The organism is Nocardia sp. NPDC058658 (genome assembly GCF_042716665.1).
In the GTDB taxonomy this organism is placed as follows: Bacteria; Actinomycetota; Actinomycetes; order Mycobacteriales; family Mycobacteriaceae; genus Nocardia.
In genome coordinates, this window is sequence record NZ_JBHXRR010000005.1 from 53,151 (window position 1) to 75,570 (window position 22,420).

The 22,420-nt window shown below is 67.6% G+C and carries 30 protein-coding genes; 22 read left to right on the top strand and 8 right to left on the bottom strand.

The window, feature by feature from the left end:
- The first annotated feature begins 69 nt into the window (after window positions 1-69).
- The 5 genes from ACFWUP_RS10840 to ACFWUP_RS10860 all read left to right on the top strand — a co-directional run bounded on the left by ACFWUP_RS10840 (window position 70) and on the right by ACFWUP_RS10860 (window position 5,526).
- Window positions 70-351 carry a glutaredoxin family protein gene (locus tag ACFWUP_RS10840; RefSeq protein ID WP_379232988.1) on the top strand — a complete coding sequence of 94 codons (282 nt, stop codon included), beginning with the start codon at window positions 70-72 and terminating at the stop codon, window positions 349-351.
- Window positions 352-556: 205 nt separating this feature from the next.
- Entirely contained in the window at window positions 557-1,411 is an 855-nt protein-coding gene (locus ACFWUP_RS10845; RefSeq protein ID WP_379232990.1) for a redox-sensing transcriptional repressor Rex, read from the top strand.
- A 43-nt stretch (window positions 1,412-1,454) separates the two neighbouring features.
- A complete protein-coding gene (locus tag ACFWUP_RS10850; RefSeq protein ID WP_379232992.1) occupies window positions 1,455-2,927 on the top strand; it encodes a glutamyl-tRNA reductase in 1,473 nt (490 codons plus the stop codon).
- Window positions 2,924-3,955: a hydroxymethylbilane synthase gene (gene hemC / locus ACFWUP_RS10855; RefSeq protein ID WP_379232994.1), complete on the top strand. Its 1,032-nt coding sequence runs from the start codon at window positions 2,924-2,926 to the stop codon at window positions 3,953-3,955. Before ACFWUP_RS10850 ends, hemC begins: the two co-directional genes overlap by 4 nt.
- Window positions 3,952-5,526, top strand: coding sequence for a uroporphyrinogen-III synthase (locus tag ACFWUP_RS10860; RefSeq protein ID WP_379232996.1), 1,575 nt, complete (start codon window positions 3,952-3,954; stop codon window positions 5,524-5,526). Before hemC ends, ACFWUP_RS10860 begins: the two co-directional genes overlap by 4 nt.
- A gap of 56 nt (window positions 5,527-5,582) precedes the next feature.
- Here the strand turns inward: ACFWUP_RS10860 and ACFWUP_RS10865 are convergent, their stop codons facing one another.
- Window positions 5,583-5,861, bottom strand: coding sequence for a hypothetical protein (locus ACFWUP_RS10865; RefSeq protein WP_379232998.1), 279 nt, complete (start codon window positions 5,859-5,861; stop codon window positions 5,583-5,585).
- 286 nt (window positions 5,862-6,147) lie between these two features.
- Here ACFWUP_RS10865 and hemB point away from each other — a divergent pair, with 286 nt between their 5' ends.
- The 4 genes from hemB to ACFWUP_RS10885 all read left to right on the top strand — a co-directional run bounded on the left by hemB (window position 6,148) and on the right by ACFWUP_RS10885 (window position 8,385).
- Window positions 6,148-7,125 carry a porphobilinogen synthase gene (gene hemB / locus ACFWUP_RS10870; protein WP_379233000.1) on the top strand — a complete coding sequence of 326 codons (978 nt, stop codon included), beginning with the start codon at window positions 6,148-6,150 and terminating at the stop codon, window positions 7,123-7,125.
- A gap of 32 nt (window positions 7,126-7,157) precedes the next feature.
- A complete protein-coding gene (locus tag ACFWUP_RS10875) occupies window positions 7,158-7,634 on the top strand; it encodes a hypothetical protein (RefSeq protein ID WP_379233002.1) in 477 nt (158 codons plus the stop codon).
- A 195-nt stretch (window positions 7,635-7,829) separates the two neighbouring features.
- A complete protein-coding gene (locus tag ACFWUP_RS10880; protein WP_379233004.1) occupies window positions 7,830-8,087 on the top strand; it encodes a hypothetical protein in 258 nt (85 codons plus the stop codon).
- Window positions 8,088-8,163: 76 nt separating this feature from the next.
- Window positions 8,164-8,385 (top strand): hypothetical protein, encoded by a 222-nt coding sequence (locus ACFWUP_RS10885; RefSeq protein ID WP_379233006.1) that lies wholly within the window; start codon window positions 8,164-8,166, stop codon window positions 8,383-8,385.
- A gap of 60 nt (window positions 8,386-8,445) precedes the next feature.
- On the opposite strand, the gene ACFWUP_RS10890 is transcribed toward ACFWUP_RS10885, so the two are convergent.
- Window positions 8,446-8,832 (bottom strand): hypothetical protein, encoded by a 387-nt coding sequence (locus ACFWUP_RS10890; RefSeq protein WP_379233007.1) that lies wholly within the window; start codon window positions 8,830-8,832, stop codon window positions 8,446-8,448.
- A gap of 207 nt (window positions 8,833-9,039) precedes the next feature.
- Between ACFWUP_RS10890 and hemL the strand changes: the two genes are divergently transcribed.
- The 8 genes from hemL to ACFWUP_RS10930 all read left to right on the top strand — a co-directional run bounded on the left by hemL (window position 9,040) and on the right by ACFWUP_RS10930 (window position 15,722).
- The gene (gene hemL, locus ACFWUP_RS10895; protein WP_379233009.1) at window positions 9,040-10,359 is read left to right on the top strand and encodes a glutamate-1-semialdehyde 2,1-aminomutase; all 1,320 of its coding nucleotides are present in this window, start codon (window positions 9,040-9,042) and stop codon (window positions 10,357-10,359) included.
- Between the two features lie 119 nt (window positions 10,360-10,478).
- On the top strand, window positions 10,479-11,096 hold the full coding sequence (locus ACFWUP_RS10900; RefSeq protein WP_379233308.1) for a histidine phosphatase family protein: 618 nt from the start codon (window positions 10,479-10,481) through the stop codon (window positions 11,094-11,096).
- Window positions 11,093-11,734 (top strand): TlpA disulfide reductase family protein, encoded by a 642-nt coding sequence (locus ACFWUP_RS10905; RefSeq protein ID WP_379233011.1) that lies wholly within the window; start codon window positions 11,093-11,095, stop codon window positions 11,732-11,734. The genes ACFWUP_RS10900 and ACFWUP_RS10905 overlap by 4 nt, the downstream gene beginning before the upstream one ends.
- Window positions 11,734-11,964: a hypothetical protein gene (locus ACFWUP_RS10910; protein WP_379233013.1), complete on the top strand. Its 231-nt coding sequence runs from the start codon at window positions 11,734-11,736 to the stop codon at window positions 11,962-11,964. The genes ACFWUP_RS10905 and ACFWUP_RS10910 overlap by 1 nt, the downstream gene beginning before the upstream one ends.
- Window positions 11,964-12,773: a cytochrome c biogenesis CcdA family protein gene (locus tag ACFWUP_RS10915; RefSeq protein ID WP_379233014.1), complete on the top strand. Its 810-nt coding sequence runs from the start codon at window positions 11,964-11,966 to the stop codon at window positions 12,771-12,773. The genes ACFWUP_RS10910 and ACFWUP_RS10915 overlap by 1 nt, the downstream gene beginning before the upstream one ends.
- On the top strand, window positions 12,773-14,407 hold the full coding sequence (locus tag ACFWUP_RS10920) for a cytochrome c biogenesis protein ResB (RefSeq protein WP_379233016.1): 1,635 nt from the start codon (window positions 12,773-12,775) through the stop codon (window positions 14,405-14,407). The genes ACFWUP_RS10915 and ACFWUP_RS10920 overlap by 1 nt, the downstream gene beginning before the upstream one ends.
- A complete protein-coding gene (ccsB, locus tag ACFWUP_RS10925) occupies window positions 14,407-15,363 on the top strand; it encodes a c-type cytochrome biogenesis protein CcsB (RefSeq protein WP_379233018.1) in 957 nt (318 codons plus the stop codon). The genes ACFWUP_RS10920 and ccsB overlap by 1 nt, the downstream gene beginning before the upstream one ends.
- An 86-nt stretch (window positions 15,364-15,449) precedes the next feature.
- Entirely contained in the window at window positions 15,450-15,722 is a 273-nt protein-coding gene (locus ACFWUP_RS10930) for a hypothetical protein (RefSeq protein WP_379233020.1), read from the top strand.
- A gap of 53 nt (window positions 15,723-15,775) precedes the next feature.
- Here ACFWUP_RS10930 and ACFWUP_RS10935 read toward each other — a convergent pair whose 3' ends face one another.
- From ACFWUP_RS10935 to ACFWUP_RS10950, 4 genes are all read right to left on the bottom strand, one after another.
- Window positions 15,776-16,513 (bottom strand): Clp protease N-terminal domain-containing protein, encoded by a 738-nt coding sequence (locus tag ACFWUP_RS10935; protein ID WP_379233022.1) that lies wholly within the window; start codon window positions 16,511-16,513, stop codon window positions 15,776-15,778.
- Between the two features lie 97 nt (window positions 16,514-16,610).
- Window positions 16,611-17,261 carry a hypothetical protein gene (locus ACFWUP_RS10940; RefSeq protein WP_379233024.1) on the bottom strand — a complete coding sequence of 217 codons (651 nt, stop codon included), beginning with the start codon at window positions 17,259-17,261 and terminating at the stop codon, window positions 16,611-16,613.
- Between the two features lie 80 nt (window positions 17,262-17,341).
- Window positions 17,342-17,533 carry a hypothetical protein gene (locus tag ACFWUP_RS10945; protein WP_379233026.1) on the bottom strand — a complete coding sequence of 64 codons (192 nt, stop codon included), beginning with the start codon at window positions 17,531-17,533 and terminating at the stop codon, window positions 17,342-17,344.
- A gap of 114 nt (window positions 17,534-17,647) precedes the next feature.
- Window positions 17,648-17,857, bottom strand: a complete 210-nt coding sequence (locus ACFWUP_RS10950; protein ID WP_056814442.1) for a BldC family transcriptional regulator — start codon at window positions 17,855-17,857, stop codon at window positions 17,648-17,650.
- 228 nt (window positions 17,858-18,085) lie between these two features.
- Between ACFWUP_RS10950 and ACFWUP_RS10955 the strand changes: the two genes are divergently transcribed.
- The 5 genes from ACFWUP_RS10955 to ACFWUP_RS10975 all read left to right on the top strand — a co-directional run bounded on the left by ACFWUP_RS10955 (window position 18,086) and on the right by ACFWUP_RS10975 (window position 20,827).
- A complete protein-coding gene (locus ACFWUP_RS10955) occupies window positions 18,086-18,412 on the top strand; it encodes a DUF4229 domain-containing protein (protein WP_379233028.1) in 327 nt (108 codons plus the stop codon).
- A complete protein-coding gene (locus ACFWUP_RS10960; RefSeq protein ID WP_379233030.1) occupies window positions 18,409-19,494 on the top strand; it encodes a PLP-dependent cysteine synthase family protein in 1,086 nt (361 codons plus the stop codon). The genes ACFWUP_RS10955 and ACFWUP_RS10960 overlap by 4 nt, the downstream gene beginning before the upstream one ends.
- 92 nt (window positions 19,495-19,586) lie before the next feature.
- Window positions 19,587-19,808, top strand: coding sequence for a helix-turn-helix domain-containing protein (locus tag ACFWUP_RS10965; protein ID WP_379233032.1), 222 nt, complete (start codon window positions 19,587-19,589; stop codon window positions 19,806-19,808).
- Complete coding sequence (locus tag ACFWUP_RS10970; RefSeq protein WP_379233034.1) at window positions 19,808-20,374, top strand: Clp protease N-terminal domain-containing protein; 567 nt, start codon at window positions 19,808-19,810, stop codon at window positions 20,372-20,374. Before ACFWUP_RS10965 ends, ACFWUP_RS10970 begins: the two co-directional genes overlap by 1 nt.
- Before the next feature lie 54 nt (window positions 20,375-20,428).
- Entirely contained in the window at window positions 20,429-20,827 is a 399-nt protein-coding gene (locus ACFWUP_RS10975; protein WP_379233036.1) for a phage holin family protein, read from the top strand.
- A gap of 59 nt (window positions 20,828-20,886) precedes the next feature.
- Here the strand turns inward: ACFWUP_RS10975 and ACFWUP_RS10980 are convergent, their stop codons facing one another.
- Window positions 20,887-21,756, bottom strand: coding sequence for a 1,4-dihydroxy-2-naphthoate polyprenyltransferase (locus ACFWUP_RS10980; RefSeq protein ID WP_379233038.1), 870 nt, complete (start codon window positions 21,754-21,756; stop codon window positions 20,887-20,889).
- A gap of 124 nt (window positions 21,757-21,880) precedes the next feature.
- Window positions 21,881-22,345, bottom strand: a complete 465-nt coding sequence (locus ACFWUP_RS10985; protein WP_379233040.1) for an SRPBCC family protein — start codon at window positions 22,343-22,345, stop codon at window positions 21,881-21,883.
- Between the last annotated feature and the right edge of the window lie 75 nt (window positions 22,346-22,420).

The window sequence follows — 22,420 nt, forward strand, 5'->3', positions numbered from 1 at the left end:
CGCGAACCCTGTCCACAGTAACCGGCGGCACCGACAACTCGCTGGGGGCTCGGGGATTAAATAGGGCTCATGACTGATCCCACACCGACGGTGACCCTGTTGACCCGCGCAGGTTGCGGCATGTGCACCACGGCACTGACGCAATTACAGACGATCTGTGGTGATTTCGGTCTCCCGGTGGCGACCATCGACGTCGACGAAGCCGCGGTCAGCGACCCGGGACTGCGCGCCGAATACGGCGATCGACTGCCGGTGGTCCTGTTGAACGGCCGTGAACACAGCTATTTCGACGTCGATGAGCCCCGTTTACGGGCCGACCTGAGCCGGATCGCTGGTCGCGACGGAAAATGAGGCCGAATTCACCGACTTTGTGAACGCCTGCACAAGCGGTTACGGTGGTGACACGCAATCCGCACCGCCGCACTACGCGGCGGCGGTGGCCGGGTTTGTACCGCCCCTATGGCACCGGTCGCGCTCTCGACATCGCAGCGACCCACACCGGTGAACAAGCAGAGGAACCGGACCGTGATCAGGCCCGGAACGAGGAGCCGACGACGTGACAGAGCAGCACGAGACGCCGAGTGGCGTCTCCGGCAAGGCTCTCGTGCGGGACATCCCGCAGGCCACGGTGACTCGTCTGGCTACCTATCTCCGGGTTCTCGCCGGCTTGGCCGACTCCGGTGTTGCCATCGTATCGAGTGAGGAACTCGCTGTCGCGGCGGGTGTCAATTCGGCGAAGCTGCGCAAGGATCTTTCCTTTCTCGGACCCAACGGTGTGCGGGGTGTCGGCTATGACGTAGCCAAGTTGCGCACCAGGATCGAAGATGTGCTCGGACTGTCGCAGGGACATCGGGTAGTGCTGATCGGCGCGGGCAATCTCGGCCGCGCGCTGGTCGGTTACGGCGGATTCGGGGTACGAGGCTTCACCGTGGTCGGGATCTTCGACAACGACCCGGCGGTCATCGGTCAGTCGTACGCCGGTCTCGTCGTGCGCGATGTCGAGCTGCTGACCGCCCAGATTCCGGCGCTGGCACCGACGATCGCCGTGGTGGCCGTGCCCGACGAGGCCGCCCAGGATGTGTGCGATCGGCTCGTCGACGCCGGACTGCCGTCGATTCTGAGCTTCGCGCCGCTGGAACTTCGCGCGCCCGCCCATGTGCAGGTTCGCCGCGTCGACCTGGCGATGGAACTGCAGATGCTGTCGTTCGACGCCGCCCGCAACGACGCACCCGAGATCGCCCAGGTGGGCTCCGGCCGCATCGCGCGCCGGGTGCCGCCGCCGAACCACCTCACGCATGCCGCGCCGGTCGAACCGGCTCGCGGCAGGCCGTCGCGTCGCACCGCGCCGCATTCGGCAACCCCCCACTCGGCAACGGAGCCAAGCACCAAGGGATCGGTGATCACGCCATGAGCGAGCGTCGGCGAGCGAATCAGCGACACGGTGAGGTGCGGGCATGAGTGTGCTGCTGGTCGGGATTTCGCATCGGAGCGCCCCGGTATCGGTGCTGGAGAAGGTCGCCATCAATGAGGCCGACCGGCCGAAACTGGTGGATCGGCTGCTCTCGTCGAGCCATGTGTCCGAGGCGATGATCGTCTCCACCTGTAACCGCGTCGAGGTCTACGCGGTGGTCGACGCCTTCCACGGCGGCCTCGGTGAGGTGAGCGAGCTGCTTACCAAGCATTCCGGGCTGCCGCTCGGCGATCTCACCAAGCACGCCTACGTGCGCTACAGCGAGGCCGCGGCCGAGCATCTGTTCGCGGTGGCCAGCGGTCTGGACTCGATGGTCGTCGGCGAGCAGCAGGTGCTCAGCCAGATCCGCAGTGCCTACGCCAGCGCCGACGGTCAGCAGGCGGTCGGGCGCACACTGCACGAGTTGGCCCAGCACGGGTTGCGGGTCGGCAAGCGGGTGCATTCGGAGACCGGGATCGACCGGGCCGGTGCGTCGGTGGTCTCGGTGGCGCTGGATCGGGCGCGTGGTGTGGTCGGCGATCTCGCCGGGCGGACCGCGGTTGTGGTCGGCGCGGGTGCGATGGGTGGGCTGGCTGTCGCGCATCTGTCGCGCGCCGGGATCGGGCGCATCATCGTCGTCAACCGGACCCTCGAACGCGCACAGCGGCTCGCCGAAACCGGGCGCACCATGCACGGTGTCGACGCCGATGCGGTCGAGATGTCGCGACTCACCGAGGCGATGGCGGGCACCGACATCGTGATCACCTGTACCGGCGCGGTCGGGTCCGTGGTGACCTTGGCCGATACGCATCGCGCGCTCGCGGGCCGGGCGCGCACCGAGGCCGCCGAACGTCCCTTGGTCTTCTGCGATCTCGGCCTACCCCGTGACGTCGAGCACGCTGTGGCAGGCCTGCCGGGCGTCGCCGTCATCGACATCGAATCGCTGCAGCGCGATCCGGCCGCGGGTGCCGCGGCCGACGACACCGCCGCCGCGCGCCTCATCGTCGCCGACGAACTCGCCAAATACCTTGCCGGGCAACGCATGGCGGAGGTCACCCCCACGGTGGCCGCGCTGCGTCAGCGGGCCGCCGACGTGGTGGAGGCCGAACTGCTCCGCCTCGATTCGCGGCTGCCGGACCTGGCCGACCCGGCTCGGGACGAGGTGGCGCGCACCGTGCGCCGCGTCGTCGACAAACTGCTGCACGCGCCGACCGTGCGGGTGAAGCAGCTGGCGTCCACCCCGGGCGGCGACAGCTACGCCGAGGCGTTGCGTGAGCTGTTCGAACTGAAACCCGGTGCGGTACAAGCGGTTGCCGCACCGATGGAGGTCGCCGCGGCCGAGGCCGCGCTGGCCGACGACTTCACCGCAGGCCATTTCGGCGACGGGCCGTCACGCTTGACCGAGTCAAGACCCGACACAGGCAGTATGCGAAACCACGCAGCGCCGCTCGGGCATGCGCAGGAGGAAACCGCATGACCACGACAGTGCAGGAAGAGGACACCGTGACCGCAGGCAGCAGCAGTGCGCCGTGGCGGATCGGCACGCGCGGCAGCCTGCTCGCGCTGACACAGGCGGGCACCATCCGGGATGCGCTGATCGCGGTGGGGCAACCCGCCGAACTGGTGGTCATCAAGACACCGGGCGACCTGTCGTCGGATCCGGTGCAGAAGATCGGTGTCGGGGTGTTCACCTCCGCGCTGCGCGACGAGCTCGCCGCGGGCGGCATCGACATCGCGGTGCACTCCTATAAAGACCTCCCCACCGCGCAGGACCCGCGCTTCACCATCGCCGCGATCCCGCCGCGCGAGGACCCGCGCGACGCGCTGGTGGCTCGCGACGGCATGGTCCTCGGCGAACTACCCGCCGGTGCCCGCGTCGGCACCTCGGCCCCGCGCCGTGCCGCGCAGTTGCGCGCGCTCGGTCTCGGCCTCGACATCCTTCCGCTGCGCGGCAATATCGACTCGCGCCTGCGCAAGGTGAGCGAGGGCGAACTCGATGCCATCGTGATCGCCCGCGCGGGCCTGTGCCGGATCGGGCGCACCGACGAGATCACCGAATCGCTGGAGCCGGTGCAGATGTTGCCCGCTCCCTCGCAGGGTGCTCTCGCGGTCGAATGCCGCAGTGACGACCCGCAATTGATCGAGGTACTCGCCGGTCTGGACGATGCCGCGACCAGAGCCGCGGTGCTCGCCGAGCGTTCGCTGCTCGGTGAGCTCGAGGCAGGCTGCACCGCGCCGATCGGAGCGCTCGCCGAGATCGTCGAGTCGATCGACGAGGACGGCCGGATCTTCGACGAACTCTCGCTGCGCGCCTGCGCCGCTGCGATCGACGGCTCCGACGTCTTGCGCGCCTCGATCGTCGGCGCGCCGAAAGACGCGGCCGAACTCGGTCGCACGCTGGCGCGCGAATTGCTGGACCTGGGTGCTCGCGCATTGCTGAGCGTCACAGACGAACCGGCACCCACCGACTTCACTAATTCCAGCCCGATGGAGAACAACCGATGAGCAGCAGCCGAGCTACCAAGAAGCAACCAGGGCGGATCCTTTTCGTCGGATCCGGCCCAGGCGACCCGGCCCTGCTGACCGTGCGCGCCCGTGAGGTGCTCGAGCGGGCGATGCTGGCGTTCACCGACCCCGACGTCGACAAGGGCGTGCTCGCCCTGATCGGTATCGCCCACGAGGCGGACGAGAACGGCGTGAGCCCGGTCGACGTGCGGCCCGCCCTCGGCGAACCGGCCGAGGTGGCCAAGACGCTGATCGCCGAGGCTCGCAACGGCCACGACGTGGTCCGCATCGTCACCGGCGATCCGCTGACCACCGATTCGGTGATCAGCGAGGTCAATGCCGTCACCCGTTCGCACATGGTGTTCGAGGTGCTGCCGGGCCTGCCCAACGGTTCGGCCGTGCCCAGCTACGCGGGTATCGCGCTCGGCTCCGGGCACACCGAGGCCGATGTGCGCGGCGAGGTCGACTGGTCGGCGCTGGCCGCCGCTCCCGGCCCGCTGGTCCTGCACGCCACCTCCGGCCACCTGGCCGAGACCGCCAGCGCGCTGGTGGAACACGGTCTGGCTCCGCAGACTCCGGTCGCGGTGACCGTGCGCGGCACCACCCGTCAGCAGCGCACGATCGAGGCCACTCTCGCCTCGCTGAACAACGCGGCTTCCGAGTTGGTCGGCCCGCTGGTCGTGACGGTCGGCAAGGAAGTCGACAAGCGCGCCAAGATGTCGTGGTGGGAATCGCGTGCCCTCTACGGCTGGACCGTGCTGGTTCCGCGCACCAAGGATCAGGCGGGGGAGATGAGCGAACGGCTCGTCACCCACGGCGCGATCCCGATCGAGGTGCCGACCATCGCGGTGGAGCCGCCGCGCAGCCCCGCCCAGATGGAACGGGCGGTCAAGGGTCTGGTCGACGGGCGCTACCAGTGGGTGGTCTTCACCTCCACCAACGCGGTGCGCGCGGTGTGGGAGAAGTTCGCCGAGTTCGGTCTGGACGCTCGCGCGTTCTCCGGTGTGAAGATCGCCTGCGTCGGCGAGGCCACCGCGGAGAAGGTGCGCTCGTTCGGTATCAACCCCGAACTGGTGCCCAGCGGCGAACAGTCCTCCGAGGGCCTGCTCGCCGACTTCCCGCCCTACGACGACGTGTTCGATCCGGTGAACCGGGTGCTGCTGCCCCGCGCCGACATCGCCACCGAAACCCTCGCCGAGGGCCTGCGTGAGCGCGGCTGGGAGATCGACGACGTCACCGCCTACCGCACCGTGCGCGCTTCGCCGCCGCCGGCGGAGACCCGCGAGATGATCAAGACCGGCGGTTTCGACGCGGTCCTGTTCACCTCGTCCTCCACGGTCCGCAACCTGGTCGGCATCGCGGGCAAGCCGCACGCGCGCACCATCGTGGCCTGCATCGGCCCCAAGACCGCCGAGACCGCGATCGAGTTCGGTCTGCGCGTGGACGTGCAGCCCGAGGCCGCGCAGGTGGGCCCGCTGGTGGAGGCGCTGGCCGAGCACGCGTCGCGCCTGCGCGCCGAGGGCCTGCTGCCCCCGCCGCGTAAGAAGAGCCGCCGCAGCAGCAGCCGCTAGGCTCAGTAGATACCCCGAAAGCCCGCCCGCGACGGCGGGCTTTCGGCGTATCAGGGTCACCGGCTGTAGCGCAGCAGCGTGCGCACGAGTCGGCAGGTGGCATCCGAGGGTGGGCGGATGTCGATCTTCTCGGCGGTGCGGCGGATCGTCTCGTTGGTGGCCTGATTGGGTAGGTACACACCGGAATCCAGCAGCGCGATCGTCAACCGCATGGCCTTGAGCCGACGATTGTGCGTCACGTACCAGCGGCGCGGACGGCCCGCGGGCAGTCGCTTCTTCTCCAGCGGCACGTACGGCGCGGTGATGAAAGTGGTCTTGGCGGCAATGGCGTTCATGTCGGCGTCCTCCCGTTGCGTGTGGGTTCCGCCCCCGATCGTCGGAACCCTCGAACACGCTTTCGATTATAGCGAGGGGCACCGACAAGTTTCGGCGCTCGCGCCCGGAAGTCATTGAGCTCCACAGTGTTTCGATGTTATCCACAGGTTCGCCACACCCGGTTGCCGACCTCGGCGAAGCTCTGCAGGTGGCGATTCACCGGTAGCTGTCGGCGAACCGGTTCGCGACTACGACGCGCTGTAGGCGCCGCGGCGACCGGCGGCGGACAGGCGTATTCTGCGGGCTATGACCGCTTTCGACCGCCCGCGGCGGTTGCGCAGAACGCCCGCGTTGCGACGGCTCGTCGCCGAGACCACGCTGCAGCCGCGTCAGCTGGTGCTGCCGATGTTCGTGGCCGACGGGCTGGAGGAGCCGCGCGAGATCAGCTCGATGCCGGGGGTGTACCAGCACTCGCTCGACTCGCTGCGCAAGGCCGCCGTGGAGTCGGTGGCCGCCGGGGTCGGCGGGCTCATGCTGTTCGGGGTGCCGCTGCCCGAGGACAAGGACGCGACCGGTTCCCAGGCCAGCGATCCGAACGGGATCCTGAACCGGGGCCTGCGCGCGCTGGCCGAAGAGGTCGGCGACGCGACGGTCATCATGGCCGACACCTGCCTCGACGAGTTCACCGATCACGGCCACTGCGGCGTGATCGGCACCGACGGCGCGGTCGACAACGACGCCACCCTGCACCGCTACGTGGAGATGGCGTTGTCGCAGGCCGACGCGGGCGCTGACCTGCTCGGGACCAGCGGCATGATGGACGGCCAGGTCGGCGCGATCCGGCGCGGACTCGACGCGGTCGGCAGCACCGACACCGCCATCCTCGCCTACGCCGCCAAGTACGCCTCGGCCTTCTACGGCCCGTTCCGCGAGGCCGTCGGCTCGTCGCTGGAAGGCGATCGCCGCACTTACCAGCAGGACCCGGCCAACCGCCGCGAATCGCTGCGCGAACTCGACCTCGACCTCGCCGAGGGCGCCGACATCGTGATGGTGAAGCCCGCGATGTCCTACCTCGACATCCTGCGCGACGTCGCCGACCGCTCGACGGTCCCCGTCGCGGCCTATCAGATCTCGGGCGAGTACGCGATGATCACCGCCGCCGCCGAGCGCGGCTGGATCGACCGCAGGGCCTCGATCCTGGAATCGTTGATCGGCATCCGGCGGGCGGGCGCGGACATCGTGCTCACCTATTGGGCGACCGAGGCAGCACACTGGCTGTCGTGATCGCTGCACCGAACAAACCAGAAACCCTTCCGATGCCCGAAGACGTCGGAACCGCCCGCCAGTTGTGGTGGGGGATTGCCGGCCTCGGCGTCGTCTACACCGGCGCCAGCGTCGTCACCATGATGGGCGAGCGCGACAAGCTCACCAAGCAGTTCCTCGACGAGATGCACAAGGCGGATCCGAGCTTCCCCGCGTCGACCATCGACCTGATGGTGCTGGTTGCTTTCGCGTTGACCGCGCTGGTCGGCCTGCTGCTGGCCGGTGTCACGGTGGCCGTGGCGCATCAGCTCGGGCGCGGAAAATCCTGGGCGCGCACGGTACTCATGGTGATCGCCGTCTGGTTGGGGCTCGGTGCCGTTACCACGATGTTCACCTTCTCCGCCGTCGCCAATCCCGCGACGATCGTGGCGGGTGGCACGGCCATCGTGCAGGGCGTGCTGGCCGCGGGCGCGGCATACCTGAGTTACCGGCCGGAGTCGACGAAGTATTTTCTGGCTCACCGAAAGTGACCCCACACAGTGTATGGTGAGGATTATCACACCTGTTGAGCGGAGGCACTGATGCGCGTGGTGATTCACCAACCACACAGCCTGCGGCGTGACCTGTTGGTCATCGGGTTGATGGTGGTCCTCACGCTCGCTGTCATCGCGCTGCTGCTGCTCCCGCGCCTGGTCGGCTGAGCCGATCCTGGCAAGATCGCAGGCATGAGACGCCCGCTGTTCGAACTCGGCTTCGCCACGCTCTTGGTGGCCTGTGCGGTCCTCAGTTGGCGTGCCGCAGAGCGCACGACCGAATTCGTCGGCACCGAGGAGCATCCCGGTTTCACGGCGGTGCGGTATGTGCCGCCGCTGCTGGTGCTCGCCTGCGCGCTGGTGACGGTGGGCGGGCTACTGGTGATCGACGCCGCCGCCAGGATCCACACCAGATCTGTAGCGCGCCGCGACATCGAACCGATGCTCTAGCGGAAGCCGAATTCCGATGCGCGCGTGGGGGTTCGGGACACGAGCTCGCGGCGCGGGCTCCCTCGAGGAGGATTCGATGACCAGACTGACCGCCGGAATCTGTACCGCCGCCGCGTTGGCGACGATCACACTGGCCGCGGCTCCCGCCCAGGCCGCCCCCGGCCTGCCGCTCACCCCGATGATCGCCGAGCAGGCCGCCGAAGGGTTCGCCCCGGAGACCGGCTCGAGCGCGATCTACAACGGCATCATGTGCCACCTGCACACGATCTCCGCCGAAGTGCCGTGCATGTACACCTAGGCCGAGGCCGCGGCGAAGCGTTCGTCAGTCCTTCGTCGCACGGCCGCAGCGAAGGTGCGCCTAGGACGTCCACTGCTGGTAGACGTCGACGACGCGGCCGCCGCGCGTGCCGGGCGCGTTCAGGAAAACGGAGACGGTGCCGTCGGGATGACCCGCCGCTTCCGTCACCACCTGACGCAGGGTGGCGCGAACCCCGCCGTCGGCGCTGCGGTACAGCTCGGTGTCGGGGTGCAGGCCTGCGCCGATCCTGGTTGCGGGCACGAACATCGCGGTGATCGCCGGAATCGGCCCCGACCCGAGCGCCACGGTTTCCTCGTGGCTGAGCTGAGCGCCGATCCGATCGGGCTGGGCCAGCGGTGCGAACGCGGTGGCCGAACCCGCGCCGAACAGCACTCCCGCTGCGACGAACCCCGTGCCAAGGGCCGTGCTGGTAACGCGCAAACGCATGAAAAACCCTCTCGCTGATAGCCGAATCACCACCGGCTCAGGTGCTGAGCCGCCCGGAGCGTAGTCGCAGGCCAATGGGCCTAGATCGAATTGTTCGGCCGATAGGGGCGGCGTGTCGGGCGTGTCGTCGGTGGGTCGCTGCGGTCTGGGTCACTGTGTTCCACCCTGTCGTCCGGCGTGCCGAGGCGAACTGAGACACTGGAATCCGTGAGTCTTACGCAGGTACCGGTTTCGGCCCAGCTCTTCGAGCGGGCAGCTTCGGTGATCCCGGGTGGCGTCAATTCTCCGGTCCGTGCGTTCAATTCGGTCGGCGGTACGCCCCGGTTCATCACCTCCGCGAGCGGCTACACGCTCATCGACGCCGACGGCAACGATTATGTGGATCTGGTGTGTTCGTGGGGTCCGATGATCCTCGGTCACGCCCACCCCGCCGTCGTCGAAGCCGTGCAGAAGGCCGCGACCAGCGGGCTGTCGTTCGGTGCGCCGACCGAGGCCGAGATCGAGCTGGCCGAGGCCATCGCCGCGCGTGTCGATCCGGTCGAGCGGGTGCGTCTGGTGAACTCCGGCACCGAGGCCACCATGAGCGCGGTGCGCCTTGCGCGCGGCTTCACCGGCCGATCCAAGATCATCAAGTTCTCCGGCTGCTACCACGGTCACGTCGACGCGCTGCTGGCCGACGCGGGCTCTGGCGTCGCGACGCTCGGTCTGCCGACCTCGCCCGGTGTCACCGGCGCGCAGGCTGCCGACACCATCGTGCTGCCCTACAACGACCTCGCCGCCGTCGCCGCCGCCTTCGAGGCGCACCCCGGCCAGATCGCGTGCGTCATCACCGAAGCCGCCGCGGGCAACATGGGCGCGGTCGCCCCGCTGCCCGGTTTCAACGCGGGCCTGCGTGACCTCGCCCACGACAACGGCGCGCTGCTGATCATGGACGAGGTGATGACTGGTTTCCGCGTCAGCGCCTCTGGTTGGTACGGCCGTGAAGGTGTCGCGGGCGACCTCTACACCTTCGGCAAGGTGATGAGCGGTGGCCTGCCCGCCGCCGCGTTCGGCGGTCGCGCCGAGATCATGAACAACCTCGCCCCGCTCGGCCCGGTCTACCAGGCGGGCACCCTGTCCGGTAACCCCGTCGCCGTCGCTGCGGGCCTTGCGACGCTGCGCGCGGCCGACACCGAGGTGTATGCAGCCCTGGACCGCAACGCCGATCGCCTCGGTTCGCTGTTCGCGAAAGCCCTGACCGAAGCCGGTGTCGAGCATCAAGTCCAGTTCGCAGGCAATATGGTGAGCGTGTTCTTCGCCGAGCGCCCGGTGACCGACTACGCCGGCGCCAAAGCGAGCCAGACCTGGCGCTACCCGGCCTTCTTCCACGCCCTGCTCGACGCGGGCGTGTACGCGCCGCCGAGCGCGTTCGAGGCATGGTTCGTCTCCGCGGCACTCGACGAGGACGCGTTCGACCGTATCGCCGCCGCTCTGCCCGCCGCCGCCCTCGCGGCCGCGGCCGCAACCCCCGAAGGATCCCCAGCGTGAGCTCCGACCAGCCCGACGCAGAATTCGCCCCAGTCCCGGCGGATAGCGACGAGGCGCCCCATCCTGCCCCCGCCTCCGCCCCGCCCGCCCTCGACGACGACCCGTCGACCGTCGAAACCATCGTGCACGCGTTGCGCCACGGCGAGGTGTACAACCCCAACGGCATCCTCTACGGTCGCCTGCCCGGCTTCAGCCTGTCGGCGGCCGGTCGCGCGCAGGCCGGTGCGGTCGCGCGGTCGCTGGCCGATCACGACATCGCGATGGTGATCGCCTCCCCGCTGCAGCGCGCCCAGGAGACCGCGGCGCCGATCGCGGCCGCCCACGACCTGATCGTGCGCACCGACGAGAACCTGATCGAAGCGGGCAATACCTTCGAGGGCCTGCGCGTGTCGGTCGGCGACGGCGCCCTGCGCAAGCCGCGGCACTGGTGGAAGCTGCGCGACCCGTTCACCCCGTCGTGGGGCGAGCCGTACCTGCAGATCGCCCACCGCATGCTCGCCGCGGTGAACAAGGCGCGCGTCGAAGCCGCAGGTCACGAGGTGGTTCTGGTCTCGCATCAGCTGCCCGTGTGGACGCTGCGCCGGTTCCTGCAGGGCCAGCGGCTGTGGCACGACCCGCGCAATCGTCAGTGCTCGCTCGCGTCGCTGACCTCGCTGGTCTACCACGGCGACACCCTCGTCGACATCGTCTACTCCGAGCCCGCGGGCGCCTCGGATCCGTCGGTACACGGCGCATGACACGCTTCACCTCATCGGGAACCGCCCGTGGCCGTGCGCCGCGGGCGTTGACCGCCGTTCTGACCGCACTGCTGGTGATCGCCGCAGCGGCGGGTTGCTCGACGGGTACCGATGCGGTGGCCACCGGTGGCGGGACCTTCGAATTCGTCTCGCCCGGTGGTAAGACTGATATCTACTACGATCCGCCCGCAGCGCGCGGGACGATCGGCACGCTCTCGGGGCCCGATCTGATGAACGAGGGAAAGACCGTTTCGGTCGGTGATTTCCCGAACCAGATCGTGGTCGTGAATCTGTGGGGACAGTGGTGTGGCCCGTGCCGCGCCGAGTCGCCCGCGCTCGAAAAAGTCTTCGCGGCGACCAGAGATCAAGGCGTCGCGTTCCTGGGCATCAATGTGCGTGATCATCAGCGCGACAAAGCCCAGGACTTCGTAATGGACAACAAGATCGAATACCCGTCCATCTACGACCCGTCGATGCGGACCTTGCTCGCTCTCGGCGGAAACTTTCCCACCAGTGTCATTCCGACCACGTTGATCCTGGATCGTCAGCACCGGATCGCCGCGGTCTTCCTTCGCTCGCTATTGGCCGAAGACCTTCAGCCCGTGGTCGAGCGCATCGCCGCCGAGGAGAAGCAGTAGTGAGCAGCCGCCGTCGTCCAGGAAATCTGACCGCGTGTCGTCCCCGTCAGGGCGCGCGCCGAATGGGTGCGGGCTGGACGGTCGATGACCGTTGGGCCGGCATCGCGACCGTGCCGCGCAGTGTCGCCGGTGCCGGTCTGTTCGATTTCGGGCCCGCTGAACCGGCCGAGACCGAGCGTAAATTGTCGTTGCCGCGCGACGAGCAGCAGGATTCGGACACCGACGAGTGATGCCGCTCGCCGCAGTCGGGGATTCCTTCCAGCAGACGGCGGCATCGGGTCCGCTTCTGCTGGCGCTGGGAGCCTGCCTGCTCGCGGGCCTGGTGTCGTTCGCTTCACCGTGTGTCGTGCCGCTCGTCCCCGGTTATCTGTCGTATCTGGCCGGTCTGGTCGGTGCCGAGGCGCCGCCCGCCACCAGCAGCCAGGCGGTCCTCACCGCGCAACGTCGTAGCGCGAAGCTGCGGGTCGCCGGTGCCGCCGGGCTGTTCGTCGCCGGGTTCACGGTGGTGTTCGTGCTGGCCACGGCCACTGTTTTCGGCGTGATCCAGACCCTCAATGTGAATCGGGAACTGCTGCAGCGCATCGGCGGTGTGGTGACGATCCTGATGGGTCTGGTGTTCATTGGTTTGGTCCCGGCCCTGCAGCGCGACACGCGGATGGAGCCGCGCAGGCTCACCAGCATCCTCGGCGCGCCGCTGCTCGGCGGGGTGTTCGCGCTCGGCTGGACGCCGTGTCTGGGGCCGACGCTGTCGGGTGTGATGGCGGTGTCCGCGGGCACCGAGGGCACCACCGCCGTGCGTGGGGTGACGTTGATCGTCGCCTACTGCCTCGGGCTCGGGTTGCCGTTCATCGTGCTGGCCTTCGGGTCGGCTGGCGCGTTGCGTGGGGTCGGTTGGCTGCGGCGTAATTCGCGCACCATTCAGGTTGTTGGGGGTGTTCTGCTCGTTGCCGTCGGCATCGCGCTGGTCACGGGGGCATGGGATCAGTTCGTGAGCTGGGTGCGTGACGGGTTCGTCTCCGAGGTGACTCTTCCGATCTGATGACTGACACGCTGACCACTCCGACCACCCCCACCCCGCCCGTCCGGCAATCACTGCCGGGCCGGGCCTGGGCCCTGGTCCGGAATTCCTGGCGCGGGCTCACGAGCATGCGCACCGCACTGGTGCTGCTGTTCCTGCTCGCCCTGGCCGCCATCCCCGGCGCACTGCTGCCGCAGCGCAGTCTCAACACGCAGAAGGTCGAGCAGTACATCGCCGACCGGCCGACTTTGGGCCCGTGGATGGACCGGTTCGAGTTGTTCGACGTGTTCGGCAGCTTCTGGTTCACCGCCATCTACGTGCTGCTGTTCATCTCGCTGGTCGGCTGCATCCTGCCGCGCTGCTGGGACCACTACCGGGCGCTGCGCACCCCGCCGGTGCCCGCGCCACGCAATCTCGGCCGGTTGCCGCACCACTTCAGCGAGACCGACGTTCGCACGCCCGACCAGGTGATCGAGGCAGCTAAGGCGTCCTTGCGCGGCTGGCGGACCGAGGTTCGCCCCGGTCAGCGCGATGGCGAGGTGACGCTGTCCGCCGAGAAGGGCTATCTGCGCGAGTTCGGCAACCTGGTGTTCCACCTGTCGCTGGTGGGGCTGTTGGTCGCGATCGCGCTCGGCAAGCTGCTCGGGTACGAGGGCAACGTCATCGTGATCGCCAACAACGGGCCCGGCTTCTGCACCACCTCACCCGCGGTGTTCGACTCGTTCCGCGCGGGCAACACCAACGACGGCACCGGCATGACGCCGCTGTGCGTCAAGGTGAAGGACTTCAAGGCCGACTACCTGCCCACCGGCCAGGCCGAGATGTTCCACTCGAACATCGAGTACCAGGCGGGCGCGGATCTCGCTACCGACACCTGGCGCAGTACCGAGCTCCGGGTGAACCATCCGTTGCGCGTCGCCGGTGACCGCGTCTACCTGCAGGGACACGGTTTCGCGCCGACGTTCACCGTCACTTTCCCGGACGGGCAGACCCGCACCGAGACCATCCAGTGGCGCCCCGACGACGCCCAGACCTTCCTGTCCAGCGGCGTGCTGCGCATCGACCCGCCCGGCGGCATGTACGCCACCGAGGAGGAACGCCGCCAGAACCAGATCGCGATCGAAGGCCTGTTCGCGCCGACCGCGTTGTTCCACGGCAGCCTGCTCACCTCGTCGTTCCCGCGCATGGACGACCCGGCCGTCGCGGTCGACGTCTACCGCGGCAACACCGGACTCGACACCGGTCGCTCGCAGTCGCTGTTCTCGCTGGATCCGGAGATGATCAAGCAGGGTCGGTTGACCAAGGAAGCGCGCGTCAACCTGCGTCCGGGCGAGTCGACCTCGCTGCCCAACGGGACGAAGGTGACCTTCGACGGGGCCCAGGAGTTCGTCAACCTGCAGGTCTCGCACGACCCCGCCCAGCAGTGGGTGCTGGTCAGCGCGCTGACGATGATGGCCGGTCTGCTGGTGTCGCTGCTGCTGAAACGCCGCCGGATCTGGATCCGGACGTACCCCGCTGATGCTTCGGCAGGTACCGTGGATCAACGACACACCGTAGTAGAAATGGGCGGCCTCGCCCGGAGCGATCAAGCCGGTTGGGGCGCCGAATTCGATCGACTGCGGACACGCCTGCTCGCCGCGGAGAAGGAATCCTGATGCAGATCGACGAAACGCTGGCCCGCTACAGCGACTTCGCCTTCATGTCGGCCATCGCCGTCTACACCCTGGCGACGGTGCTGCTGATCGTGCAGTACGCCTCGGCGCGGACGAAGGCGGTCGTCGGCCGCGAACAGGGCACCACGATCGACCCGTCACTGCCGGGCCGCGTCGAAACCCCCGCCGGAAAGTCGCGTGCCGAACGCTTCGGCGACATGGCCTTCTCGGTGCTGTCGGTAGGCGCGGTCCTGCACATCACCTCGATCGTGCTGCGCGGCTTCGCCACCCACCGCTTCCCGCTGGGCAACATGTACGAGTTCACCACCATGGCCACCGCGGCCGCCGTGGTGATCGGCCTGATCTTCCTGCGCGACCAGCGCTACCGCTCCATGTGGGCGTTCCTGCTGGTCCCCGTCCTGATCCTGATGTTCCTGGCAGGCACCGTCCTCTACGCCGACGCCGCCCCCGTCGTCCCCGCCCTTCGCTCGTTCTGGCTCCCGATCCACGTCACGATCGTCAGCATCGGCAGCGGCGTCTTCCTGGTCTCCGGCGTAGCCAGCCTCCTCTACCTGTTCCGCATGCGTATACCAGCAGGCGAGGAATCCTCCAACATCCTCGGCACCATCGCCCGCCGCCTCCCCGACGCCCGCACCCTCGACCAACTCGCCTACAAAACCACCATCATCGGCTTCCCCCTCTTCGGCGCAGGCGTCATCCTCGGCGCCATCTGGGCCGAAGCCGCCTGGGGCCGCTTCTGGGGCTGGGACCCCAAAGAAACCTGCTCCTTCATCGCCTGGGTCCTCTACGCGGCGTATCTGCACGCCCGAGCCACCTCCGGCTGGCGAGAAACCAAGGCAGCCTGGATCAACATCGCCGGCTTCGTCGCGATGCTCTTCAACCTTTTCATCATCAACATGGTGATCAGCGGCCTGCACAGCTACGCCGGCTTGAACTGACCGCGCCCAAGTCGCGAGTCGAGCGTTTGCACCGGGCTGTAGGACAATTCGGTGTGCCGACGTTGCGAGGGACAGCTGTCCGGTGGGTGTGTGATGACTCCACCGCCGGAGGCGTTATCGAGGTCCAGTTCGTCGACGCGGATGACGTCAAGCATTCCGTGATCGACAAGCTGCCGCGCTTCTTCGGACCGGACGATGACGCCCTCCGACCCGACGCACCTTTCCCGATGGCGTGCCCGATCGGAGTGGTCATCGTCGAACACCTCGACAGCGACCGCACCGTCATCGACCTCCGCTGGTCGGAATCGACCAGCGAGCAGGTCCGGTTTACCGTGCCCACCACGAATATCGCGACGTAGTCGGCAAATCGAGGCCTATCCGCGTAGGCCACAAATGCCATGCCAGTTGGTGGTTACGTCGAAATCCCGTGTCCGGAGTGGAGCAGGGTTGTGAGGTGTGCGAGGGCGGTCTGTAGCCGGAGGATTTCGTCGATGGCGGTGCCCAGGCGGTCGGTCTGAGTGGCTTGATCCCAGTCTGCGATGCGCTTGTGGGCTTGCTTCTCGGAGTTCCGTAGTTGGGCTGCCAGTTCGAAGTTTCCGGCGTCTACCGCTTGTTCCTTCAGGTGACGCCAGTGGGTGATCTCGGCTAGGACCTCGGCGAGGTCGGTGGGCAGGTTCGCCGCAGGAACGGTGAAAGGTGATGGTCGCGGATCTGCTTCGGCGCATCCGTAACACGTTGTGTCGCCCAGTGCGGAACGTGTGGCTCGGAGCTGATCGAGCGTTATTCCGCTGGCTGCGAGCATGTCGCCGGCGGCTGACCCTGCCATCAGAAGACCGAGCAGCAGGTGATCGGTGCCGAGGGGGCGGGCGGGATTCTCTTGTTCAGCGTGATCGAGGCAAGCGTCGATGGTCTCGGTGGCGGAATCGGATGATCGCAGGTGGGTGGCGATCGCTCGACGGATTGTGATTGTCGCAGTGTGTCGTTCGAGCAGGATGGCGGCCATGCCTGGGGCGTTGTCATCGATCAATGCCAGCAACAGACCGAGTGGGCTCGTGTGGGCATGCCCCCACTGAGCTGAATATTCGGCGGCGCGGTCCAGTGCGCCGCGTGCGGCTCGGGTGTACGTGCGGCCGTGTTCGTGAGGGGACACGGTTCCAGTGTGCCGGTTCAATTCCGGTGCGAATCAAGGAAATACGTAAGGCCAAGGGCTCGGAAGAGCTTCTGGGCCTTGGCGTGGTGACCGCTGATCAGCAGTAGTAGCAGATCTTGTTGGCGGGGAGTTCTACGTGGCAGTTCAGGCAGACCGGTTTGCGGACCGGTTCGGGCTTGGGGACTGCGGCGGTGCTGCGGCGGGCGGTGGTGGAGCGTTTGACGGCTGCCTCGGCTGCTTCGGCGGTGGCCAGGTCCGCGGAGGTGGACTGGCGGATGGCGGCGACCTTCGGGGGGAGGGTGGGGAGGCCGCCGTCGGCGGGGAGGTCGGTGGCGTAGTGCTGGTAGCACTGCCAGCGGGCGGCGGCGGCGTGCATTTCGAGGTCGTCGGGGATGGGCAGGCCCGCGAGTTCGAGGATGTAGCGGTAGCCGGTGCCGACTGTCTGGTTCTTGCGCACGCACAGGGCGCTCAGGGGCGGCTCGTTGTTCTTGTGACAGTGCTCGGCGACCTTGTCGAGCACGACGGGCAGCCAGTGCTGCCACTTCACCGCGGTCCGGATGCCGGATTCTTCCTGGACCAGTTCGGCCAGCTCGGTGTTGACGATGAAGTTGTTGAATCGGCTGGCGGTTTCGGCCAGCACCTCGTGTGCGGCACGAGTCCACTCCGACCGTGCCTCGGTGAACGTCACGGCGCTGCCGTCGGCCGCGCGCCAGGTGGTCGGGACAGAACCCTGCTGCACATCAATCACCGGAATACGTTATCTACCCAGCTCTTTCGCCGCGCAACGGGGGTATGTGGGTCAGCTCACGGCGACACACAAAATCGAGGTCACTCGGTGGGGCCGGAGTCGTCGCGGGGTTGTTTGCCGAGGCGCCAGAGGAATTCCGGGTCGTCGTCGGGGCCGAGGACCGGTCTGCGCGGGGCGGGTCCGGAATTCGGGCGGGGCCGTTCGGGTCCGAACGCTTTCCAGCACAGCACCGCGATGGCCACGATCGCGATCAGTGCCAACAGGTACGTCACGTCGCTCACCTCCTGCTATCGAGGGTAGCCGTGTCCGCGCCGTGTGCACATCCGCAACGGGAGGGAAATTTTCGGCGAACGCGAGCCCTCGGCGGGCTCGCGTCAGCCTGCGAGTCAGCGGGGTGCTGCCTCGGTGGTGAGCGATCTGAGCAACTGAAGAACCTCGGACTCGCGGAATCGGCGATGTCCGCCCGGCGTGCGAAGCGAACCCAGCCGACCCGCATGGGCCCACCGGGTGACGGTCTTGGGATCTACATGGAACATGGCGGCCACTTGGCCTGGTGTCAGCAGAGTGTCCTGAAGGCCGACGGTGATCGCAGTCATAGCTAACCTCTCCGTTCTCGACAGTTCCCTCATCAGTGGCGTCATCGTCGCACTGTGACCCCCACCTAGTCGAACCACCTACTGTTGGTAAAGGGGAAGTAATAGACAAAAGCCGCGAACGGGGCCGCATCGACCACAAATTCACCGGCGCTAGGCGTACCTCCGCCTTCGCTGAGGCCGTGCGCGGCTGGTGAACGCTGTCGCGGCGGCGCCCATTAAGCTGTAGCGGTGAGTGAAGCAACAGGTCAGCAGGGTTCCGGCGCCGGAAAGCGCCTGGCACGCAATCTCGCGCTCTACACGCTTGCCCGTCTCGGGCTGGTCGTGGTGATCGCCGCGCTGATCGTAGGCGTCGCCAAGCTGATCGGTGTCGAAGTGCCGGTGATCGTCGCGGCACTGTTCGCATTGCTGGTCGCGATGCCGCTCTCGCTGACGTTGTTCAAGAAGTTGCGGGTGAAGGTGAACGAGGACATCGCCGTCGTCGACGCGCGCCGCCGCCAGGACAAGGCGCAGCTGCGTGCCCGCCTGCGGGGTGACGACGACAGCACGTCGGCATGAAATACCTCGACCGCAGCGCCCCGCGTGACTGGGTCGACAATGCCGTCCGGCTGATCGACGCCGACACCCAGCGCTCCGCCGACACCCACCTGCTTCGCTATCCGCTGCCCGCCGATTGGCCGGTGCAGCTCTACCTCAAGGACGAGTCGACCCACATCACCGGCAGCCTCAAGCACCGGCTGGCGCGCTCGTTGTTCCTGTACGCGATCTGCAACGGCTGGGTCACCGAGGGGACGACGGTGGTCGAGGCGTCGTCGGGTTCGACGGCGGTGAGCGAGGCCTATTTCGCCAAGCTGCTCGGTCTGGATTTCGTGGCGGTGATGCCGGTGAGCACGTCGCCGCAGAAGGTCGCGTTGATCGAAGCACAGGGTGGCCGTTGCCATTTCGTGGATCGACCGCCGGACATGTACACCGAGGCCAAGCGCCTCGCCGCCGAATCGGGCGGGCATTTCATGGATCAGTTCACCCACGCCGAGCGGGCCACCGACTGGCGCGGCAACAACAACATCGCCGAATCCATCTTCGAACAGCTGAAGCTGGAGAACCATCCGGTGCCGGAGTGGATCGTGGTGGGCGCCGGTACCGGCGGCACGAGCGCGACGATCGGGCGCTACATCCGGTATCGCAGGCACGCGACGCGCTTGGCCGTGGTCGATCCGGAGCATTCGGCGTTCTACGGCGGCTACGAGACCGGCGACGCGGGCTATGAAACCGGGATGCCTTCGCGTATCGAGGGAATCGGGAGGCCTCGCGTGGAACCGTCGTTCGTCAGCCAGGTGGTCGACCGGATGATCGTGGTGCCCGACGCGGCCTCGATCGCCACCGCCCGCCACGCGAGCACCGCGCTCGGTCGTCGCGTCGGTGGCTCGACCGGCACGAACCTGTGGGGCGCCTTCCATCTCGTCGCCGAGTTGGTCGCGTCGGGTCGCAGCGGCAGCGTGGTGACGCTGCTGTGCGACGGCGGCGACCGGTACGCGGGCACCTACTTCAACGATGACTGGGTGGCTGCCCAGAACATCGATCTGACCGGTCCGACCGAGATCCTGACCGAGTTCGCCACCACCGGCCGCTGGAACGGCTGATCACTTCTCCGCACACCTTTCCGGGACTGTTCGCGCTCAGCGATGTCAATTTTTGTTGACAAACACCTCAGTCGTCAATCAAAATTGACAACATGACCGATGCAACAACGCTCGCCTCAGCGGCAGGCAACCCCGACCCGGCGGTCGGACTACGCGCGGTGCTCGCACTGCGCCGACTGGCCGACCGCCTCGAAACGATCCAGGTGTCCAACGCCAGAGCCAACGGCTGGTCCTGGCAGGCCATCGCCGAGGCGCTCGAGGTGAGCAAGCAAGCGGTCCATCAGAAACACAATCGGAAAGGTGGGACCCGCTGATGTTCGAGAAATTCAGTCGTGAGGCGAAGCTGGCGGTGGTGGGCGCGCAAGCCGACGCCAAGGATCTGGGCGCGAAGCAGATCGGACCGGAGCATGTGCTGCTCGGCGCCGTGTCCAACGCCGAACCCGACCTCCGGGCCGTGCTCGACGCGCGCGATATCACCGCCGACAGCCTCCGCGCCGCCCTCGCCGCGGAGCCGCCACTGGGCCCCGACGACGCGCAAGCCCTGCGCTCGATCGGCATAGACCTCGACGCGGTGCAGGCCAGTATCGCCGAGAACTTCGGACCACAAGCCTGGGAACAGGCCGAACCGGAAGCCAAACGTGGCGTGTTCGCCCGACTGCTCGGCGCCGGGCACATCCCGTTCACGGGCCAGGCCAAGAAGACCCTCGAACTCGCGCTGCGCGAGGCGATCGACCGCAAGGATCGCGAGATCTCCTCGACCTATCTGCTGCTCGGCATCCTGCGCGGCGCCGACCCGGCCACCACCGACCTGCTCGGCGGGCGCGACGCGGTGTCGGGTCTACGCACCGACATCTACGCCATGCTCGACCGCGCCGCGTGAATTGACCGCGTCGGACCCGCCGCAATGTCCGTTTCCGGGCATAGCATTGCGTGTATGCAACTAGCAATACGGTTGGTCATCAACGCCATAGCCATCTGGGCCGCGGTCGCGTGGATCGACAAGATCGACGTCATCGTGCCGCCCGAGTGGCAATCGGAGTGGGGCAACTGGGGCAAGGCGCTGGTCCTGCTCATCGTCGCCCTCGTGTTCACCGCGGTCAACGCCGTGATCAAGCCGATCGTGAAACTCCTCTCACTGCCCTTCGTGATCCTCACCCTCGGCCTGTTCCTGCTGGTGGTGAACGCGGGAATGCTGTGGCTCACGGCCAAGATCACCGAGATCACCGATTACGGCCTCCGCGTCGACGGCTTCTGGGCCGCGCTGTGGGGTGGCGTGATCATCACGCTGGTGAACTGGGTGCTCGGCATCCTGGTCCCGGACGGCGACGACTAGCTAGGTCGCAGACGGGTACTCGGGCTGTGCTGATTTGCCGGACGGCGACGACTAGAGGCTCAGCCGAGTCCGACGGCCAGTGCGCTGAGTGCTGACCAAGCCAGCAGTGCCAGCCCGGAATCACGAAGGGCGGGAATCAGTTCCAGCCCGCCCTTGCCGGTGCGCACGGGGGCGTTGGCCCGGATCGCGAGCGGCAACGCGAGCAGTCCGGCCAGCGCCCACGGCGTGCGCGCCACCAGTGCGAGGCTGATCACGAACGGCGCCGCGAGCAACACCATGTGCAGGGTGCGGGTGCGGGCGTCGCCGAGTTTCACCGCGAGGGTGACCTTGCCGGACTCGGTGTCGGTGGGGATGTCACGCAGGTTGTTGGCCACCAGCACCGCGCTGGAGAACGCGCCGACACCGATCGCGAGCAGCAGCCCGACCCAGTCGACCCGCAGTGCCTGCACATACTGGGTGCCGAGCACCGCGATCAACCCGAAGAACACGAACACCGCGATCTCGCCGAAACCGCTGTAGCCGTAGGGATTGCTGCCGCCGGTGTAGAACCATGCGCCTGCCAGGCACAATGCCCCGACCAGCACCAGCCACCATGCCGTGGTCGCGGCCAGCACCAGGCCCGCGACCGCACCGATCGCCAGGCTGAGGACCGCAGCGGTACGAACAGCCTTGGGGGAGGCCAGCTTCGAGCCGACCAGGCGCAGGGGCCCGACCCGTTCGTCATCGGTGCCGCGAATGCCGTCGGAGTAGTCGTTGGCGTAGTTCACCCCGACGATCAGTGCCAGCGAAACCAGCAGCGCCAGTGCCGCTTTCCACCACACGGCCGCATCGAGCGAGGCGGCGGCGCCGGTGCCCGCGAGTACCGGCGCGATCGCGTTGGGCAGCGTCCGCGGTCGGGCGCCCTCGATCCATTCCGCTGCTGTAGCCATGGATCGAAGCCTAATCCGAGAGGACCGACCCGCGCTCCCGGAGTCCCTTCGCGGCAGCGCCCGAACCGGCTCGGCGCCACCCGGTCTTGCGCATTCGGGTCTCCGGCGGGGAAGCGGTGCGGCGTCAGTCCGCGGTGGATTCGGCGATCGTCTTGAGCCGCGCCAGACCCTTGTCGAAGTCCTTGCCGATGAGGTTCTCCATCGGGAAGACCTTGCTCACCACACCCATCAGTCCGGAATGAGTGCCGGTCATCTTCCAGGTCACCTCGGTTCCACCGGCGAGCGGCGCGAGGGTGAAGGTGACGAAATTGGTGGCTTTGAACGGCTTTTCGAAGCTCAGCTCGACCCCGATCTCACGTTCGGCATCGGCCTTGATCTCCATCACGCCCGCCCCGGCCTTGCGATTACCGCGCCAGGCGTAGCGGGCGCCGACACCGGATTCCGGGCCGGTGTAGGTGCGGGCGAGCTGCGGGTCGGCGTCTTCCCAGGGCGACCACAGCCGCCACTGCCGGAAATCGTCGATCAGTGCGTGGATTCGTGCCGGTTCGGCGGCGATGGCGGTGCGCCGCGACACCTCGAAGTTGCCCATGTGCGTGAGCCTAATCGGCACAGACGCGGCAGCGTTCCTCACACGCTCGAGCGAATGCGGAGGTACGACTAGGGC